Raw genomic sequence first — 18,234 nt, forward strand, 5'->3', positions numbered from 1 at the left:
TATTCTTGGAGCTCTGTCTTGCTCTGTCTCTATGGGAACAACGGATTTTGCCTTCAATCGCCAACCCTACCGGCGCGCTGCCCGCGCGCTTCCGTCGCCAGCGCGTCCTGATCGTCGGCTGCGGCGACGTCGGCATGCGCGCCGCGAAGCTGCTGCGCGGCCGCGTCCAGCTGATCGCACTGACTTCGTCGCCCGATCGCGTCTCCGATCTTCGCGCAGCCGGACTGCGGCCTCTCGTTGCCGACCTCGATGCGCCGGTCAGCCTGCGCCGGCTCGCCGGCATCGCCGACCGCGTGCTGCACCTTGCGCCGCCGCCGGGTGCGGACGCCGGTGCCGGCGACTGGTGGCGCGACGCGCGCACGACCGCGCTGGTCCGCGCCCTGCAGCTTCGTTCTCTGCCAGCGGCGCTGGTCTACGGATCGACCAGCGGCGTCTACGGCGACTGCGGCGGTGCGCGCATCGATGAAACCCGCGCCGTGCAGCCGCACAACCCGCGCGCCCACCGCCGGGTCGATGCCGAACTTGCCGTGCGATGGCTCGGTCGTTCAGGCGTCGCCGTGCGCATCCTGCGCATTCCGGGCATCTATGCCCCCGACCGTGCCGGTGGCACGCCGCGCGGGCGGCTGGCGCGCGGCACACCGGTGCTGCGTCCCGAAGACGACGTCTACACCAACCACATCCATGCCGACGACCTGGCGCGCATCTGCGTGGCGGCGCTGTGGCGCGGCGGCACGCAGCGCGTGTTCCATGCGAGCGACGACACCGAGATGAAGATGGGCGACTACATCGATTTCGCCGCCGATCTCTATGGCATGCAGCGTCCGCAACGGATCGCGCGGGACGATGCGCAGAAGCAGCTGCCGGTATCGCTGCTGAGCTTCATGGGCGAATCCCGCCGGCTCGACAACACGCGTCTCAAGCGGGAACTGCGCGTGCGTTTGCGCTACCCGACGATCGAGACCGGATTGCGCAGCGACGAGCAGCCGGTTTCGACGGGAGGGCGCTGATAATGTCTCCCGCTCACTATTGAACCCATGCCCATATCCCAGCTTTCAGTCTATTTCTTCCTTCAGATTGCGGTCATCATCGTCGTCTGTCAGCTCGTCGGAAGACTGGCGCAAAAGCTGGGTCAGCCTCAGGTGGTGGGAGAAATGATTGCCGGCGTGGCGCTAGGGCCGTCGCTGTTCGGTCTGTTGCTGCCCGACCTGCAGCGCGCGCTGTTCCCCAAGGAGACGATCGGCATGCTCTACGTCGGCGCGCAGCTGGGCGTCGGGCTGTACATGTTCCTGGTCGGCACCGAATTCCGAGCCGATCATTTCAAGAGCCGTTTCCGCAGTGCCGTGTCGGTGTCGGTCGCCGGCATCGTGGTGCCGTTCATATTGGCGTTCGCACTGGCGCCGTGGCTGCAGACCGTGCCCGGCCTGTTCGCGGCCAAGGTGAAGCCGCTCGAGGCGTCGATGTTCCTCGGCGCGGCCATCGCCATCACCGCCTTCCCGATGCTGGCGCGCATCATCCACGAGCGCGGCCTGGCGGGCACGTCGCTCGGCACGCTGGCGCTCACGGCCGGCGCCGTCGACGACGCCATTGCCTGGTGCATCCTCGCGATCGTGCTGTCGAGCTTCGGCGGTTCGTGGGGCGGGGCCTATCTGGCCATCGGCGGCGGCGTGGCGTATGCGCTCTTCATGGTGTTCATCGGCTCGCGCCTCCTCAAGCGGCTCGCAACCCATGTCAAGCCGGACATGCCGCTCGGCTCGACCGTGCTGGCCGTGGTGCTGGCGCTGTTCGCGCTGAGCGCCTTCGCCATGGACGCCATCGGCATCCATGCCGTCTTCGGCGGTTTCCTGCTCGGTGCGGTCCTGCCGCGCGGTGCCCTGACGCAGAAGCTCCGTGAGCAGCTGCAGCCCTTCGTCGTCGTCTTCCTGCTGCCGATCTTCTTCATCTACTCGGGCCTGAACACGCGACTCGCCGTACTGCTCGATCCGGGAATCATGCTGGCAGCAGTGGCGATTCTGATCACTTCGTTCGCCGGAAAAGGCATCGCCTGCTGGGCAGCTGCGCGCGCCTCGGGCGAGAGCAACCGCGACGCGATGGCCATCGGTTCGCTCATGAACGCGCGCGGCCTGATGGAGCTCATCATCATCAACATCGGGCTGCAGGCCGGCGTGATCGAGCCGGGCCTGTTCTCGATCCTGGTTCTGATGGCGATTACCAGCACGCTCCTTGCAACACCGCTTTTCAACCGGGTCATGCGCGACTCGACCAAGGCCAAGGCCAAGGCCGATCCGGAGATCGTCCATGCAACGTCCGTCTAGCAACCGTTCCTCGACAAGCAGAATGTCTCTCGTGTCCAACGTGCCTACCGTGCCAAACGTGCCAACCGACTTCGAAGCCATGTTCGATCTGGCACCCGTGTCCCTCTGGCTGGAGGACTTCAGCGGGCTTCATCAGCTGTTCGACCGTTGGCATTCCGAGGGCGTCGATGATCTGGGTGCCTATCTGCGCGCAGAACCTTCCCGGATCGCCGAATGCATGGGCAGGCTGCAGGTGCTGCGTGTCAACGACACCACGCTCAAGCTGTTTGCCGCATCGAGCCAGGCGGAGCTGGTCGCCAACCTGGGAACGATCTTCCGCGGCGACATGGCGGATCGCTTCATCCATGAGATGGAACAGCTCTGGAACGGCGTGCTCAGCTACGAGAACCGCACGATCAACTACGCGCTCGACGGACGGCGGCTCGACGTGCACCTGCGCGTCCGCGTGCTGCCGGGCCACGAGTCGACCTGGGACCGCGTCATGATCTCGCTCGACGACGTCACTGCGCAGGTGCATGCCGAACGCCAGCGAGAAGAAAGCGCCGTCTATGCGCAGAACCTCTTCGAGCAGTCGCCGGTTTCGCTGTGGGTCGAGGATTTCAGTGCGGTGAAGCGTCTGCTCGACGACATCCGAAATCGCGGCATCGTCGACTTCAACACGTTCCTGAAGGTGCATCCGGAGTTCATCGCCCGGTGCATGCAGGAGATCCGAGTGATCGACGTCAACCAGGAGACGCTGCGCATGTTCGGCGCTCCCGACAAGAAGACGCTGCTGGAGAACATTCCGCGCATCTTCCGCGGCGAAATGCGCGACTCCTTCGCCGAGCAGCTGCAGGACCTCTGGGCGGGCAAGACGCTGCAGCATCGCGAGGTGGTGAACTATTCGCTCAAGGGCGACATGGTGAACATCCACATGCAGTTCAACGTGCTCGAAGCGCATCTGGCCGAGTGGGACATGGTGCTGGTGTCCCTGATGGACATCACCGCACGCAAGAAGGCCGAGGCGTACCTCGAATTCCTCGGAAAGCACGATGTGCTCACGCAACTGCGCAACCGCACGTTCTATACCGAGGAACTCAACCGCCTGCAGCGCAAGGGTCCCTGGCCGGTGTCGGTGCTGTCGATCGACCTCAACGGCCTGAAGCAGGTCAATGACGAGGAGGGTCATGCCGCCGGCGACGCCCTGCTGCGGCGCGTCGGCGAGGTGCTGGGCAAGGTGGTCGACGAACCCGCCTGGCCGGCCCGCGTGGGTGGAGACGAGTTCGCGATCCTGCTGCCTGTCACCGACGAGCGCGGTGCCGAAGCCGTGCGCGACCGCATCCTGGCCCTGCTTGAGCTCAACAACCAGTTCTACGCCGGTCGAAGCGGCCACACGCTGAGCCTTGCGATCGGCATCGCCACCTGCGACGGCAGGGAATCGCTGGATGCTGCCCTGGTGCGTGCCGACCGAGCGATGTACGTCGACAAGGCGAGCCACTACAGCGCACAGGGCGTGGAGCGCCACAGATGACGACACGTCTGTCCGTCGGTCACCTGAAGGTCAGCGAGGGACAGATCGTCTGGGCGGACGAGGACGCACACCATCTGCTCGGCTATCTGGTGGGCGCACTGGCCGACATGCCGTTCAGCGACGTCTATGCACCCGACGCAGACGCCCTGAACACCGTTCCGGGCGATCTGGCGATGCCGGCGCTCGGCGCCATCGATTGCCAGGGTGTGTCCCTCAAGACGGGCAACGGCGTCGATTTGCGCGTCGACATGCGCGGCGAGCGCATGGAAGACGGCTGCACCCTCTGGACGCTCAATCCTGCCGTCAGCGAGACGCGTGCCGTTCGCATGGGCCTGCTGTCGCGTCATGACGCGCTCACCCGATTGCCGAACCGGGTGCCGTCGATCGACGAACTGCCCGTGCGGCCGGGCGGCGATGGCGCGACGCCGCGGATGCTGGGCGTTTTCTATCTCGATCTCGACCGCTTTCGCGACATCAACGAAGCGTTCGGGCCAGTCGGCGGCGATGCGGTGCTGCGAGAAGTGGCGCGCCGGCTGAAGGCTGCCGTGCCGCACGATGCGACCGTCGCACGCGTCGGCGGAGACGAATTCGCACTGGTGCTTTCGTTCGCCAGCCGAAAGCAGTGCGAAGCGCTGCTGCAGCAGATCCTTGCGCGTCTGGCGCATCCGTTCCGACTGCAGGACCGTCTGGCGCGTATTCGACCGAGCGTCGGCGTCGCGCTGATGCCGCAGGGCGAGCAGCCGACCGAAGTGATGTTGCAGCACGCGCAGCACGCGGTGTTTTTCGCCAAGCGCGCCGCCGGTAGCCGAGTGCACTTCTTCGATGCCGATCAGGCGCTCGAAGAGCAGGAAGGCATGCTGATTCGCCAGCGCATCGCCGAGGCGCTGGCACGCGAGGAATTCTGTCTGTCCTATCAGCCGAAGGTCGACATGCGATGCGGGCATGTGATCGGCCTCGAGGCGCTGATCCGCTGGCAGCACCCCGAACGTGGCCTGCTTCAACCGGCCGTCTTCATTCCGCTGGTCGAGGATCACGAGTTGATCGAGCAGATCGGCGACTGGGTGATCGGAGAGGCGCTGCGGCAGGCCGCCGAATGGTTGTCGCTGGGGGTAAAGACGTCGGTGAGCGTGAATATCAGCCCGCGCCACATGCAGCGGCCCGATTTCATCGAGATGCTGGCCGCCCATCTGGCCCGCTTTCCGCAGTTGCATCTGGGCGTGCTGGAGCTCGAGATACTCGAAAGCACCGCCATCACGGATTTCACGACTGCCACTCACTTCGTCGAGGACTGCAAGGTGCTCGGCGTGCCGGTCACGATGGACGATTTCGGCACCGGCTATTCGTCGCTGACGTATCTCCGCCGGCTTCCGGTGTCGGCGCTGAAGCTCGACCAGTCGTTCGTCAAGGGCGTGCTCGATAGCGCCGAGGACCAGGCCATCGTCAAAGGCATCCTGCTATTGGCAAAAGGACTGGGTCGCAAGGCGGTGGCCGAGGGCGTCGAATCGGTCGCGCACGGACATGCGCTGATGGCGCTCGGCTGCACGCTCGGGCAGGGTTACGGCATCGCTCGCCCGATGCCGCCGGACGATGTTCCGCAATGGATCGCCGGATTCGAAGCTGCCCCGCTGTGGGGGCGGGCCGAGGACTGCTAAAGACCCTCAGGCCTTTGGCTTGTAGGCGATCACGTCGACCTCGACGCGCGCGTCGATCATCAGCCGCGCCTCGGTGGTCGAGCGCGCGGGGCGTCCTGCACCCAGATAGCTCATGTAGACCCGGTTGAAGGCACCAAAGTCGCGCGCGTCCTGCAGCCAGCAGTTCGATTTGCAGACGTCGTCGAAGGTGGCGCCGGCCAGCGCCAGCGCCGCCTTTATGTTTTCCATCACCTGGCGCGTCTGCGCTTCGATACCGCCGACGACCAGTTCGCCTTCGGCATTCACAGGCACCTGACCCGAGACGTAGATGAAGTCGCCGGCACGCACGGCCGGGGAGAAGGGGCGCACCTGGCGGTCGGAAGCGTTGGGTGGAATGCCGAGATATTCGAGCGTCATGAAAAGACTCCAGGTTCGGTGAAACAGATTATTTTGAAATTCTATTTCACAATAAATCTCGGAAGTGCGGGTTATTACCCATGATTTGGCATGTTTGATGCTTCAGAGTTGCCTTAAAAGAAAATAATTTTCACACCGACCCGTTCGATGAAGGAGCTTCATATGTCTCGTCATGCATTCTTAACCCACCTGCCGGCCTCGTTCACCGCCAGCAAGCGCAGTCTTCTGGGTGCCGCTGCCCTGGTCGTCTTGAGCGTCTCACTGCCGTTGGTCACGCCGCTCGCACATGCCCAGACGCCGCGTACTTTCGCTACGCTCGCGATGGTCGCCGAGCCGCAGACGCTCGACCCGATGGCGTCGACCGCCGACCTGGTCGGAACGATCATGCAGCACGTCTATGAGCCGCTCTATACCTTCGATGCCAAGTGGAACGTGGTGCCGATGCTGGCCGAATCGATGCCGAAGATCTCCGCCGATGGCAAGACCTATGCCATCACCCTGCGCAAGGGCGTGATGCTGCACAGCGGCCGCGAGCTCACCGCGGACGACGTCGTCGCCAGCCTTCAGCGCTGGATCGAGCAGTCGCCGCGCGGCAAGGCGCTGGGCAAGGTGGTCGACAGCCTCAAGGCCACGGGGCCGCTATTGGTCACGCTGGTGCTGAAGGAGCCATACGCGCCGCTGCCGGCACAACTGGCATTGCCGAGCGGAATGGCCGCGATCATGGCCAAGGAGTCGATCGCTACGCCTCTGAAGGACTTCGTCGGCACCGGCCCTTACCGTTTCAAGGAGCGCAAGCCCGACCAGTACGTGCTGCTGAGCCGATTCGACAAGTACAGCTCGCGCAAGGAGCCGGCCAACGGCTACGGCGGCAAGCGCGAAGCATCGATCGAGGAATTGCGCTTCGTGCCGGTGCCAAATGCCAGCACGCGCGTGGAGGGCGCGCTGGCGGGTCAGTACGACTTCGCCGATCTGCTGCCGGTCGAGGCGCTCACGCGCCTCGAGAAGGCCGCCGGCAAGACGGTGCCGATCATGACGCCGGCCTTCGGCTTCCCTTATCTGGTGCTCAACACCAAGGAGGGGGCGGCATCGAACCTGGCAGTGCGCCAGGCCATTCAGGTTGCGTTGGGCGAGGGCGAGATGCTGGCAGCCGGTTTCGGCGACACGCGTTTCTTCGTCGCCGAGGGCAACCACTTCCCGAAGGGCTCGCCGTTCCATTCGACTGCCGGGACCGACCAGTACAACCAGCGCAACGCACCCAAGGCGAAAGAGGCCGCGGCCAAGGCCGGCTACAAGGGCGATCCCATCCGCATCCTGACCAGCCGCCAGTACGACTTCCACTACAACATGGCGCTGTTGATGGCCGAGCAACTCAAGCGCGCCGGCTTCAAGGTCGAGATGAACGTGGTCGACTGGGCGACCTTGGTGCAGCGCCGGAACGATTCGAAGCTGTGGGACATCTACGTGACGCATTCGGGCCAGTTTCCGGAGCCGATGCTCTCGCCGCCGCAACTCGGCGACGGCGCGCCCGGCTGGTGGGACACGCCGGCCAAGAAGTCGGCACTCCAGGCGTTCAACGTCGAGAGCGACCCTGTCAAGCGCGGTGCGCTGTGGGGCAAGGTGCAGCAGGTGGTCTACGACGAAGTGCCGTACATCAACGTCGGCAAGTTCAACGGGTTGTCGTCGAAGAGTCCGGCACTGGAGAACTACACGCCTGCGACCTGGCCGTTCTTCTGGAACGCCCGCATCAAGTAAGTTGCGCAGCCTATGTTCCGTTTTCTCGCATCCCGCTTCGCCGGCATGCTCGTCGTGCTCGCCATCGTCGCGGTACTGGTCTTCGTGCTTACGCGCGCGGCGTCGGGCGACCCGATTTCCGTGCTGCTCGGCGATCAGGCGACCGCGGCAGACATCGCTCGCGTACAGGTCGAATACGGCCTCGACAAGCCATTGCCGGTGCAATTCGGCTACTGGCTGCGCGAGGTGTTGAACGGCAACCTCGGCACGTCGATCTTCCTGCAGCGGCCGGTCACGCAGGCGCTGTGGGAGCGGGCCGAGCCCACCACGCTGCTGTCGCTGATGGCCGTTGCCATCGCGGCGCTCATCGGGCTGCCGTGCGGCATCGCTTCGGCGGTGTTCCGCGGCCGCTGGATCGACCAGTTCTTCACCGGCATCGCAATGCTTGGCGCCAGCATTCCGAGCTTCTGGCTGGGCATCGTGCTGATCCAGATCTTCGCGGTCTCGTTCGGCTGGTTTCCGGTTTCGGGCTATGGCGCGCCGGATGCGCCGCTGGCCGAGCGTCTCCATTCGCTGATCCTGCCTGCGGCAGTGCTCGGCCTGCTCAATTCGGCACTCATCATCCGCTTCACCCGCGCCTCGATGCTCGACGTGCTGGGTGAAGACTACGTCCGCACCGCACGTTCCAAGGGTCTGAACGAAGGTACCGTCGTTCTCAAGCACGCGCTGCGAAACGCACTGGTGCCCGTCGTCACCGTGCTCGGGCTGACCGCCGCGCTGATGATCGGCGGCGCGGTCGTCACCGAGACGGTGTTCGGCCTTCCGGGCGTCGGCAGCCTGGTCGTCAACGCCGTGCTGCGACGCGACTACCCGGTGATCCAGGGCGCGCTGCTGGTGATCGCGGCGATCTACGTGCTCATCAATTTCGCGATCGACCTGCTGTATGCGGTGGTCGATCCGCGCGTGAAGGTCTGAAGGGCACGCCATGAAGCTCCAACTCCCCCGGACCCTGCGCCAGCTGATGCATCGCCGCACGGTGATGCTGTCGATGATCGTGCTGCTGGTGATCGCCGTGCTGGCCGTCGGCGCGCCGCTGTTCGCCTCCGCCGACCCCAACGACACGGCGGTGCTCGACCGCCTGAGGCCGCCGAGCATGGCGCACCTGCTCGGTACCGACGAGCTCGGCCGCGACATGTATTCGCGCATCGTCCACGGCGCGCGCTACTCGCTTTCCATCGCCGCGCTCACCGCGCTCGGCTCGGTCGTCTTCGGCACTGCGCTCGGGCTGATTGCCGGCTTCTTTCGCCGCCTCGACGCGCCGATCATGCGAGTGGTCGACGCCATGATGTCCTTCCCCGACATCCTGCTGGCTATCGCGCTGGTTGCCATCCTCGGCGCATCGCTCGGCAACGTGGTGCTGGCGCTGGTGCTGGTCTACACGCCGCGCGTGGCACGGGTTGTGCGCGCATCGACGCTGGTGGTGCGGGAGCTGCTGTTCATCGAGGCGGTGCGCGCGCTCGGCGTACGCACGTCGCGCATCCTGTGGCGGCATGTGCTGCCCAACCTGATGTCGCCGATCCTGGTGCAGGTGTCGTTCATCTTCGCATACGCGATCCTGGCCGAGGCCGGTCTTTCCTTCCTCGGCGTCGGCGTGCCGCCCGAGATCCCGACCTGGGGAACGATGGTCGCGGGCAGTCAGCAGTACGCCGATCGCGCGTTCTGGGTGGTGCTGTTCCCGGGACTGGCGATCATCTTCACGGCGCTGTCGCTGCAGCTCGTCGGCGATGGCGTGCGCGACCTGCTGGACCCCAAGCTCAAGAAGGCAGCATGACATGACCGACGCTCCCATTCCCCGCCTGTCCGTGCGCAACCTCGGCACGAGTTTCCCTACCGAGGACGGCCTCGTTCGGTCGGTCGGCGACGTCAGTTTCTCCATCCTGCCGGGCAAGACGACCGCACTGGTCGGCGAGTCCGGTTCAGGCAAGTCGGTGACCAGCCTGACCTTGATGGGCCTGCTACCCAAGACGGCCAACGCACAGGTGACCGGCGAGACCTCCTTCGTCAAGCGGGACGGCAACGAGGTCGATCTGCTGCGTCTCGGCGGTAGCGACCTGCGGCGCCTGCGCGGCAACGAGCTTTCGATGATCTTCCAGGAACCGATGACCAGCCTGAACCCGGTGTTCCGCATCGGCGAGCAGATCGCCGAAAGCGTGCGTCTGCACAGGGGACTCGACCGCAAGGCCGCGCTGGCGCACGCGTTGCGCATGCTCGACCTGGTCGAGATTCCGGCTGCCGCGCAGCGCCTGCACGAGTATCCGCACCAGCTCTCCGGCGGCATGCGCCAGCGCGTGATGATCGCGCTGGCGATGGCCTGCGACCCGACGCTGCTGATCGCCGACGAGCCGACCACGGCCCTCGACGTGACGATCCAGGCGCAGATCCTCGCGCTGATGCGGCGGCTGCAATCGGAGACCGGCATGAGCATCCTCTTCATCACGCACAACCTCGGCGTGGTGGCGCACCATGCTGACGACGTGGTCGTGATGTACGCCGGCCGCGTGGTCGAGCATGCGCCGGTGCGGCCGCTCTTTGCGCAGCCCGAACACCCGTACACGCAAGGGCTGCTGGCCTGCCTGCCGGGGAAGGCGCAGCGCACGACGGCGGACGGAGGCCGTCCGCGCCGGCTGTTCGCCATCCGCGGCCAGGTGTCGAGCCCGCTGGCGCCGCCGCCGGGTTGCGCATTCGAGCCGCGCTGCGACCTGGCGATTCCCGCGTGCCGCGATGCGGTGCCGCCGTTGATCGAAACCCGGGCGGGGCGCCAGGCGCGCTGCATCCGAGTTCCGGCAACGGTATTGGAGAAAGCCGCATGAGCACGATCGACGACATCGACGACATCGACGAACCGCTGATCGAAGTCCGCAACCTCAGGAAGTACTTCGGCAGCGGCAAGCGCCCGGTACGCGCCGTGGACAACGTGTCGTTCGCGATCCGCAAGGGCGAAACGCTGGGCCTGGTCGGCGAATCCGGTTCGGGCAAGAGCACCATCGGCCGCACTGTGCTGAGGCTGGTCGAGCGCACCGACGGCGAGGTGCGCTACCGCGGCGAGGACATCGCCGGCTTCCCGGCCGAGCGCATGCGCAAGCTGCGCAGCAAACTGCAGATCATCTTCCAGGACCCGTATGCGAGCCTGAATCCGAAGATGCGCATCAGCGCGATCCTCGGCGAAGCGCTGTCGACGCACGGGCTGCACAAGGGCGCTGAGGCGCGCGAGAGGCGGATCGCCGAATTGCTCGAAACCGTCGGACTGCGTCCGGAGCACGCGAGCCGCTTTCCGCACGAGTTCTCCGGCGGCCAGCGCCAGCGCATCGGCATCGCCCGCGCGCTGGCGGTGGAGCCCGAATTCATCGTCGCCGACGAGCCGCTGTCGGCGCTCGACGTGTCGATCCAGGCGCAGGTCATCAACCTGCTGGCCGACCTGCGCGAGCGGCTGTCGCTCACCATGCTGTTCATCTCGCACGATCTCGACGTGGTCGAATACCTGTGCGACCGCGTGGTGGTGCTGTATCTGGGGAAGGTGATGGAAGTGGCGCCGACGACGGCGCTGTTCGAGCGCCCACTGCATCCTTACACGCAGGCGCTGCTGGCCGCCAGCCCGAAGCCCGATCCGCTGCTGCCGACCGAGCACATCGCGCTCAAGGGCGACATTCCGAGCCCGATCGCGCCGCCTTCGGGATGCGTCTTCCGTACCCGCTGCCCGCATGCGATCGACCTGTGCGCGCAGGCCGTGCCGCAGCTCGAAGAGCGCGCGCCAGGACATTTTTCGGCGTGCATCCGCGAAGATCTGGTCGCCGCACAACCGACATAGATATCGACATGACGACAACACAAGACAACGACTTTCTCGATCCTCTGTTCGACAGCCGACTCAAGGGCTTCCCGCGCACCGCCGCGCCGGTGCGGCGCAGCGCCATCGCGCAATGCGGCTGGAACCTGCTGGCCGGCGACCTGCCGCTGCCGGTCGCCCTGCTCAAGCGCGAGGCACTCCACCACAACCTCGAGTGGTTCCAGAGCCGCGCCCGTGACTGGGGCATCGACCTCGCGCCGCACGGCAAGACCACGATGTCGCCGCAGCTCTTCCGGCGCCAGATCGACGGCGGCGCCTGGGGCCTGACGTTCGCCACCGTGACGCAGCTCGCGGTCGGCGTGGCGGCAGGCGCGCGCCGCACGCTGATCGCCAACCAGGTCGTGAGCGAGCAGGACCTGTCCGGCATACAGCACTTGCTGCGCAGCCATCCCGGCCTGCGCATCGTGTTTCTGGTCGATTCGCTGGCGCAGCTGGACCTGATCGAGAGCTGGTCGCGCCGGCACACCGAAAGCGTGCCCTTCGAGGTCATGGTCGAGATCGGCGTCGACGACGGCCGCACCGGCTGCCGAACCCATGAACAGGCCGTCGTGCTGGCCGAAAGACTGCGCGCCAGCGACGCGGCCGAGCTTGTCGGCATCGAATGCTACGAAGGGCAAGGCGCGACCGGCGAAAGCGGCCACGACATCGCCTACACGAATACGCTGATGGACCGCGTCGAAGCCGTCGCCGTTCACTGCGTCACCCATAACCTGTTCGAGTGCGAGGAGGTCCTGATCTCTGCCGGCGGGTCAGCGTTGTACGACCTGGTGGCGCTGCGTCTCAAGCCGGGGCTCGGCGTGCCGGTGCGGGGCCTGTTGCGCTCTGGCTGCTACGTCACGCACGACCACGGCACGTACCAGCGGCTGCAGGGGTCGATCGACGCCCGGCTGCATTGCGCTGCCGGCGAAAGCCTGCGTCCTGCGATGGAGGTCTGGACCAGCGTGCAGTCCTGCCCCGAACCGCGGCTGGCGATCGTCGCGATGGGCAAGCGCGACGTTTCCTTCGACCTGTCGATGCCGACGCCGATCGCGCGCGCCGTACGCGGTGCGCTGGAGACTTGCGGCGTGCCGGCCAGCTGGAAGATCACGGCGCTGAACGACCAGCATGGCTACCTGCGCTGGAGCGATGCCGACGACGCGCTGGCACCGGCGGTCGGCGAGCGCATCGGTTTCGGCATCTCGCACCCGTGCACCACCTTCGACAAATGGCACTGGATGCCGGTGGTCGAAAACGACTATCACGTGACCGACGCCGTGTCGATGCACTTCTGAACCGGGACCTGCCATGAGTTCATCGTTGCTTCAACGCGTCGCGGACATCCGCGCCGCAGCGCCGGCCACCCGGCGTGCCATTCTCGACCTGATCCTCGAAGACCCCGACCGCGTGCTGGAGGAAAGTTTCGAGCTGTTGGCCGCCCGCTCGCGCAGTTCGGTGCCGACCATCATGCGCACCTGCCGCGACCTTGGGTTCGCGGGCTTGCGCGAGTTCAAGCTCGCGCTGGCGCAGGAGCTGGCGTTGGGGGGATCACCGCTGCACCGGCGCGTCAACATCGAGGACGCAGCCGACGAGGTCGTCGCCAAGATCGCGCGAAGCGCCGCGGCGTCGGTTTCCGGCGTCCGCAGCCAGCTCGACATGGCGGTGCTGGACGGCGCGGTCGGCGCTATCGCCGTCGCGCCGCATGTCGATCTCTTCGGTGCGGGTGCCACGTCGTGGTTCATGGCGAGCGACTTGCAGGCGCGGCTGTTCAGGCTCGGCCTGTCGGCAAATGCATGGTCGGACTATCACCTGCAGCAGGTGGCCGGCGCGGCGCAACGGCCGGGCGGCGTCGTGATCGCGATTTCGCACGTCGGCGGCATGCCGTCGCTGCTCGATGCGGTCGACATCGCGCGCGGGCAGGGTGCGAAAGTGGTCGCGCTCACGCGGCCCGGAACCGCACTGGCGGCGAAAGCGGACTTCCTGCTGGCGCTTTCGGTGCCCGACGACGCGGTAATGCACGTCGGCATCGATGCGTATCTGACGCACCTGACCGTCATCGAAATCCTCACCGTGCTGGTCGCGCAACGGCGCGGCGATCCGGCCATGCAGCGGCTGCAGCATGCGCGCGAGGCGTTCCAGCGACATGGCATCGACACCAATACGCATCCGCTGCAGAGCTGGGATGGCGGGGGTGTGGCGAAGGGTGCCGCGTCCATCGAGGAGCGTGCCGCATGACGCGCCCGATCCTCCTCGAGCGCGGGCTGGTCGTCGACGGCACCGGCGGTCCGTCATGGCCGGGCGATGTGCTGATTGCCAGCGACCGCATCGTCGCGCTGGGCGAAGACCTCCGAACGCGCCTGCCCGACGGCATGACGGCAGGCGACGTCGACATCGTCGACTGCGAAGGTCTGGCGATCTCGCCCGGTTTCATCGACGTCCACACGCACGACGACGCGATCGTGCTGCGCGACCCGCTGTGCCTGCCGAAGATTTCTCAGGGCATCACGACGGTGGTCACCGGAAACTGCGGCATCTCGCTTGCGCCGTACCGTACGTCTCAGGCGAAGCCGCCGCTGACGCTGCTCGGCGCGGATTCGTTCCGACACGCGACGATGGCCGAATACCGTGAAGCCGTGCGCGTCGCGCGACCGGCGTTGAACGTGGCGGCACTGGTCGGCCATACGACGCTGCGTTTCGCGGCGGTCGAGGCGCTCGACCGCGCGGCGTCCGCGGACGAGCTGGCGCGGATGGAAGCGTTGCTCGATCGTGCGATGGCGGAGGGCGCGCACGGTCTGTCGTCGGGCTTGTTCTATGAAGAAGCCTTCGCTGCGCCGGCGTCCGAGGTCACGGCGCTTGCGAAGGTCGTTGCGCGCCACGGCGGCGTCTATGCGACGCATTTGCGCAGCGAGATGCAGGCCATCGTCGAAGCGCTGCACGAGGCCGGCGATACGGCCTTCGACGCGGGTGTGCCGCTGGTGATCTCGCACCACAAGTGCGCAGGTCCAGCCAACTGGGACCGCACGCTGGAAACCCTGCCGTTGATCGATGCGCTCGGCAAACGCCAGGACATTGCGATCGACGTGTACCCGTACGTGGCGGGCTCGACGGTGCTGCGAGAAGACCTGGTTGATGGCGTCATCGATGTGATGCTGACCTGGTCGCAGCCATTTCCCGACGTGACCGGGCGGATGTTGTCGGACCTCGCACGCGAATGGGGCGTCGACCAGAAGGAGGCATGCCGGCGATTGCAGCCTGGCGGCGCCTGCTATTTCCAGATGAAGGAAGACGACGTCGAACGCGTCATCGCGCACCCGCGCACCATGATCGGCAGCGACGGCCTGCCGCACGACCTGCATCCGCATCCGCGCCTGTGGGGCGCCTTTCCGCGCGTATTCGCCCGTTACTGGCGGGAACGCAAGCTCTTCACGCTGGAGCAGGCGGTGCACAAGATGACAGGTATGACGGCCCGCAACATGCGCATCGCGAACAGAGGCCAGCTGCGCGTGGATTCGATGGCGGATGTCGTCGTCTTCGACCCGGTGACGATCGCCGACACCGCCACGTATGACAATCCGCGAAGCGTCAGCATCGGTATCGAGCGGGTTTTCGTGAATGGCACATGTGCTTATGTCGGAGGCGGATGCCGGACGCCAGAGGTGATCGCCCGAGAAGGGCGAATGCTCACCCGCAACGCCTGAAGCGTCGCCCAAAAAAAAGCCCGTCCAGCGATGGACGGGCCTTGTCATTCCGGTTCAGCCGGCCTTTGCCGGACTGAATCGCGTTTGCTCAATAACGTGCGACGAAGCGGCGATGCGCGGTCATGCCGCCAAACGCAGCTGCCAGGGCGCCCAGCACAAGTGCGAGCACGGCTGCAAGAGCGGCTTGCGACGATGCCTTGGCGGTTGCGTCCGCCACTTCGCGAGCCTTGGCTTCGGCGGCGGCCTTCTGTTCCTGGAACTTGACGCGGGCTTCCTGGTAGCTCTTGATCCAGCCGTCGACGCGTGCTTCGGCTTCCGGCTTGCTCAAGCCCGAACGGGCAGCGACGACATTGACGACGGCTTCGCGGTCAGCCTGATCAACGGTGTCCTTGTTCGACTCGATGATGCGCTGGATGGTGGCCTGGAAGTCGGCCGGCGTGCCGGCGTTCTCCGCTGTGTTCGTCGCCTGGTTCGTCGCGGCTTCGGCCTTGTTGGCCAGGGCTTCCGGCTGCAGGGCCGGCTTGCCGGTCTGGGCCAGGAGGGTCTGCGCCTGGTTCTTGATCGAATCAAACGAGATGCCGCTGGCTTGCAGTTGCTGCTTTGCTGCATCTGCAGCCGGACCGGCGACAGCGGCGGCTGCATTGCCGGTCACCGTTGCCGCGGTACCGACGACGCTTGCGCCGCCGCGGACCACTGCGCTGACGGCCGAAGCCAGCAGGTAGGCGGTGACGATGGCAGCCAGGCCCCAGGTCAGCAGACCGTGGAGCATGGCGTCGGTCTTCTCCGGCGAGCCGGCGAGATGTCCTGCAACCCAACCACCTGCGAAGAGCGAAATGATGCTGCTCACAGCCCACCAGATGCCCGCGCCGATGCCGAACGAGGATGCATCGGGGCTGCTGTAGCGAAGCGGGTCGATGGTGCTCAGGCCGATGCCCGCGCCGAGCAAGCTGAGGACCATCTGTACGGTGATGGCGATCACCATGCCGGCAATCACGGCGCCCCACGAAACGCGTCGCAGCGGCGACTGAGTGAGAATCTCGTCGGAGGCAAGGGAAGTGCGGATGCCGGATGGCGTCCGCGCGTCGGCGGGGTAGGTAGAGCTCATGATGGACTGTTCGTTCAGTTCTGGTTAAAAGGGTCGCCATGATGGCTTCCGATTTCCCCTCGACCCGGTACGAAACAGCCGAGCTCTTGTCGTCCTTGGCGCCTACTACGGATCAGCCTTGAGCCGAGGCTTCGCCGTCCTTCGACTCCTTCTGCTTGTCGTCTTCGTCGTCATGCTTCAGCGCAGGCTTCTGGCCAGGTTGAGGTGCGTGGATGGCGTCCGGTGCGATTTCTTCGCCGCGGTGTTTTTTCTCTTGTTGCACTTTTTTGTCGTGCGCGACATTGCGTGGATCAGTCATGTGACAACGATGTGTCGATCGTCGTCACGCAGCGGTCGGACAGCACGCCGCGCGTCAGCCCGCTTCTTTCGAATAGACCTGGTTGCGGCCGCGACTCTTCGCTACGTAAAGCGCTTCATCGGCCGCGTTCACCAGTGCGTAGCGTTCGGAGAGCACATCGGGAACCGCGGTCGCTACGCCCAGGCTGATTGAAACCAAACCCAGCGTTGCGGCCTCATGAGGAATGCGTCGCGCCACGACGGCCGCGCGAGCGTCTTCGGCTATCAGGGCGGCACCCGACGCATCCGTATCGGGCAGCAGCATCACGAGTTCTTCGCCGCCGTATCTCGCAACGAAGTCGCCGGTGCGTTCGACGGAAGAAAGCACGGCCTGTGCGATCTGGCGAAGGCATTCGTCGCCCTGAACGTGGCCGTAGCGGTCGTTGTAGTTCTTGAACTGATCGACGTCGACCAGCACCATCGACAGCAGTCGCTGTTCGCGCTGCGCCTTCTCGAAAACCCGTGCGAAACGGGAGTCGAAATACCTGCGATTGGGAAGCCCGGTAAGTCCGTCGTACTGAGCCAGATGCGACAGGCGCTCATTGGCAATGGACAACGCATCGCGCGTCTCGCGCAGACCCACTTCCGCGTCCAGGCGCAGGCGCATGGCGCGGATGACGTAGGTGCCGCTCGATGCCAGAAGCAGGCAGAGCACCAGTGTCAGTCCTGCTTGCACGACCGATGCGGTACGCCAATCTTCCAGTACCTCGTCTTTTGCAAGTGCCACCGCCACCCGGATCGGGTAGTTCCGCATGTGATCGAAGCTGATGATCCGGTCGACCTTGTCGATGGAGGATGGACCATCGATCACACCCGATTTGCTGCTCTCGAATGCTTTCTGGAGCGCCGACGGCGGAATGGTCATTCCTATTTCGTCGACCTTGAACGGCCTGCGCACCAGCAGCCGGTCGCGCATGGCCAGCGTGATGGCGCCGTCCTTTCCCACGTTGTATTTCTCGAGCACGCCGCGCAGGAATCCGACGTTCAGCGTGGCAAGCGCGACACCGTTGAAATTGCCGTCGGTGTCGTTGATGCGTCGCGAGATCGGTATGACCCACTCTCCCGAAGAGCGACTCACGAGGGGAACGCCGATGCGGACCCGCTCGCTCAGATTTCCCTTGTGGAACTGAAAATACTCTCTGTCGGAATTGTTGAGCGAGGCGTTGGAGACAGCCTCCGAATGCACCACCCATCCGCCCTTCGCGTCATAGATGAAGAGGCCTTTTAGGCCTTCCACGCCGGCGACGTGATTCACCAGCACGGGCTGCAGGTTCTGCAAGGGCAGGCTGCCGGCATTCGCACGTTCGATGTCGAAGACCAGACTGTCGACGATATGAGCGATCTCCGAGATCGAACCTTCTATCTGCTCCGTGACCGCGCTTGCGAGGTTGGTGTTCGAAAGCTGGCTCTGCACGATCTCCTGGGTGCGCGCGCGAGCAATGAGCCAGGCGCTGGTCGCAATGAGCACGACACAACCCACGACGACCAGCCAGGTCGTAGCCCGGAGGAGATTGACGCGGCCTTCGTGTTCTTCGGCGCGCTCGAGCGTTGAAAAAGCGCTGATGGATTCGGAACGGTCCACAAATGATCCGCGAAGCTGTCCTGGTGAAGCGA

General features: G+C 65.3%; 16 protein-coding genes. 12 read left to right on the forward strand and 4 right to left on the reverse strand.

Going from position 1 to position 18,234, the window contains the following annotated elements:
- Positions 1–47 precede the first annotated feature (47 nt).
- The 4 genes from ACSFA3_RS12000 to ACSFA3_RS12015 all read left to right on the forward strand — a co-directional run bounded on the left by ACSFA3_RS12000 (position 48) and on the right by ACSFA3_RS12015 (position 5,474).
- Positions 48–1,007, forward strand: coding sequence for an SDR family oxidoreductase (locus tag ACSFA3_RS12000; protein WP_435505667.1), 960 nt, complete (start codon positions 48–50; stop codon positions 1,005–1,007).
- 27 nt (positions 1,008–1,034) lie between these two features.
- A complete protein-coding gene (locus ACSFA3_RS12005) occupies positions 1,035–2,312 on the forward strand; it encodes a cation:proton antiporter (RefSeq protein ID WP_435505668.1) in 1,278 nt (425 codons plus the stop codon).
- A gap of 79 nt (positions 2,313–2,391) precedes the next feature.
- Positions 2,392–3,822 (forward strand): sensor domain-containing diguanylate cyclase, encoded by a 1,431-nt coding sequence (locus tag ACSFA3_RS12010; protein WP_435506214.1) that lies wholly within the window; start codon positions 2,392–2,394, stop codon positions 3,820–3,822.
- On the forward strand, positions 3,819–5,474 hold the full coding sequence (locus ACSFA3_RS12015; protein WP_435505669.1) for a putative bifunctional diguanylate cyclase/phosphodiesterase: 1,656 nt from the start codon (positions 3,819–3,821) through the stop codon (positions 5,472–5,474). Before ACSFA3_RS12010 ends, ACSFA3_RS12015 begins: the two co-directional genes overlap by 4 nt.
- A 6-nt stretch (positions 5,475–5,480) precedes the next feature.
- Here ACSFA3_RS12015 and ACSFA3_RS12020 read toward each other — a convergent pair whose 3' ends face one another.
- The gene (locus tag ACSFA3_RS12020; RefSeq protein ID WP_435505670.1) at positions 5,481–5,870 is read right to left on the reverse strand and encodes a RidA family protein; all 390 of its coding nucleotides are present in this window, start codon (positions 5,868–5,870) and stop codon (positions 5,481–5,483) included.
- 162 nt (positions 5,871–6,032) lie between these two features.
- Here ACSFA3_RS12020 and ACSFA3_RS12025 point away from each other — a divergent pair, with 162 nt between their 5' ends.
- Genes ACSFA3_RS12025 through ACSFA3_RS12060 form a run of 8 tightly spaced genes read left to right on the forward strand, consistent with a single transcriptional unit; the run spans position 6,033 to position 15,179 of the window.
- Complete coding sequence (locus ACSFA3_RS12025) at positions 6,033–7,622, forward strand: ABC transporter substrate-binding protein (RefSeq protein ID WP_435505671.1); 1,590 nt, start codon at positions 6,033–6,035, stop codon at positions 7,620–7,622.
- 12 nt (positions 7,623–7,634) lie between these two features.
- Positions 7,635–8,576 (forward strand): ABC transporter permease, encoded by a 942-nt coding sequence (locus ACSFA3_RS12030; RefSeq protein ID WP_435505672.1) that lies wholly within the window; start codon positions 7,635–7,637, stop codon positions 8,574–8,576.
- 10 nt (positions 8,577–8,586) lie between these two features.
- Complete coding sequence (locus ACSFA3_RS12035; protein ID WP_435505673.1) at positions 8,587–9,432, forward strand: ABC transporter permease; 846 nt, start codon at positions 8,587–8,589, stop codon at positions 9,430–9,432.
- Position 9,433: 1 nt separating this feature from the next.
- The gene (locus tag ACSFA3_RS12040) at positions 9,434–10,471 is read left to right on the forward strand and encodes an ABC transporter ATP-binding protein (RefSeq protein WP_435505674.1); all 1,038 of its coding nucleotides are present in this window, start codon (positions 9,434–9,436) and stop codon (positions 10,469–10,471) included.
- A complete protein-coding gene (locus ACSFA3_RS12045) occupies positions 10,468–11,466 on the forward strand; it encodes an ABC transporter ATP-binding protein (RefSeq protein ID WP_435505675.1) in 999 nt (332 codons plus the stop codon). The genes ACSFA3_RS12040 and ACSFA3_RS12045 overlap by 4 nt, the downstream gene beginning before the upstream one ends.
- An 8-nt stretch (positions 11,467–11,474) precedes the next feature.
- A complete protein-coding gene (locus ACSFA3_RS12050) occupies positions 11,475–12,776 on the forward strand; it encodes an alanine racemase (protein WP_435505676.1) in 1,302 nt (433 codons plus the stop codon).
- Between the two features lie 13 nt (positions 12,777–12,789).
- Positions 12,790–13,716: a MurR/RpiR family transcriptional regulator gene (locus ACSFA3_RS12055; protein ID WP_435505677.1), complete on the forward strand. Its 927-nt coding sequence runs from the start codon at positions 12,790–12,792 to the stop codon at positions 13,714–13,716.
- Positions 13,713–15,179, forward strand: coding sequence for an N-acyl-D-amino-acid deacylase family protein (locus ACSFA3_RS12060; RefSeq protein WP_435505678.1), 1,467 nt, complete (start codon positions 13,713–13,715; stop codon positions 15,177–15,179). Before ACSFA3_RS12055 ends, ACSFA3_RS12060 begins: the two co-directional genes overlap by 4 nt.
- Before the next feature lie 88 nt (positions 15,180–15,267).
- Here the strand turns inward: ACSFA3_RS12060 and ACSFA3_RS12065 are convergent, their stop codons facing one another.
- From ACSFA3_RS12065 to ACSFA3_RS12075, 3 genes are all read right to left on the reverse strand, one after another.
- A complete protein-coding gene (locus ACSFA3_RS12065; RefSeq protein WP_435505679.1) occupies positions 15,268–16,284 on the reverse strand; it encodes a hypothetical protein in 1,017 nt (338 codons plus the stop codon).
- 112 nt (positions 16,285–16,396) lie between these two features.
- On the reverse strand, positions 16,397–16,582 hold the full coding sequence (locus tag ACSFA3_RS12070) for a hypothetical protein (RefSeq protein WP_435505680.1): 186 nt from the start codon (positions 16,580–16,582) through the stop codon (positions 16,397–16,399).
- Between the two features lie 54 nt (positions 16,583–16,636).
- Positions 16,637–18,202 carry a sensor domain-containing diguanylate cyclase gene (locus tag ACSFA3_RS12075; RefSeq protein ID WP_435505681.1) on the reverse strand — a complete coding sequence of 522 codons (1,566 nt, stop codon included), beginning with the start codon at positions 18,200–18,202 and terminating at the stop codon, positions 16,637–16,639.
- Between the last annotated feature and the right edge of the window lie 32 nt (positions 18,203–18,234).

It is taken from the genome of Variovorax glucosi (genome assembly GCF_051216695.1).
GTDB lineage: Bacteria > Pseudomonadota > Gammaproteobacteria > Burkholderiales > Burkholderiaceae_C > Variovorax.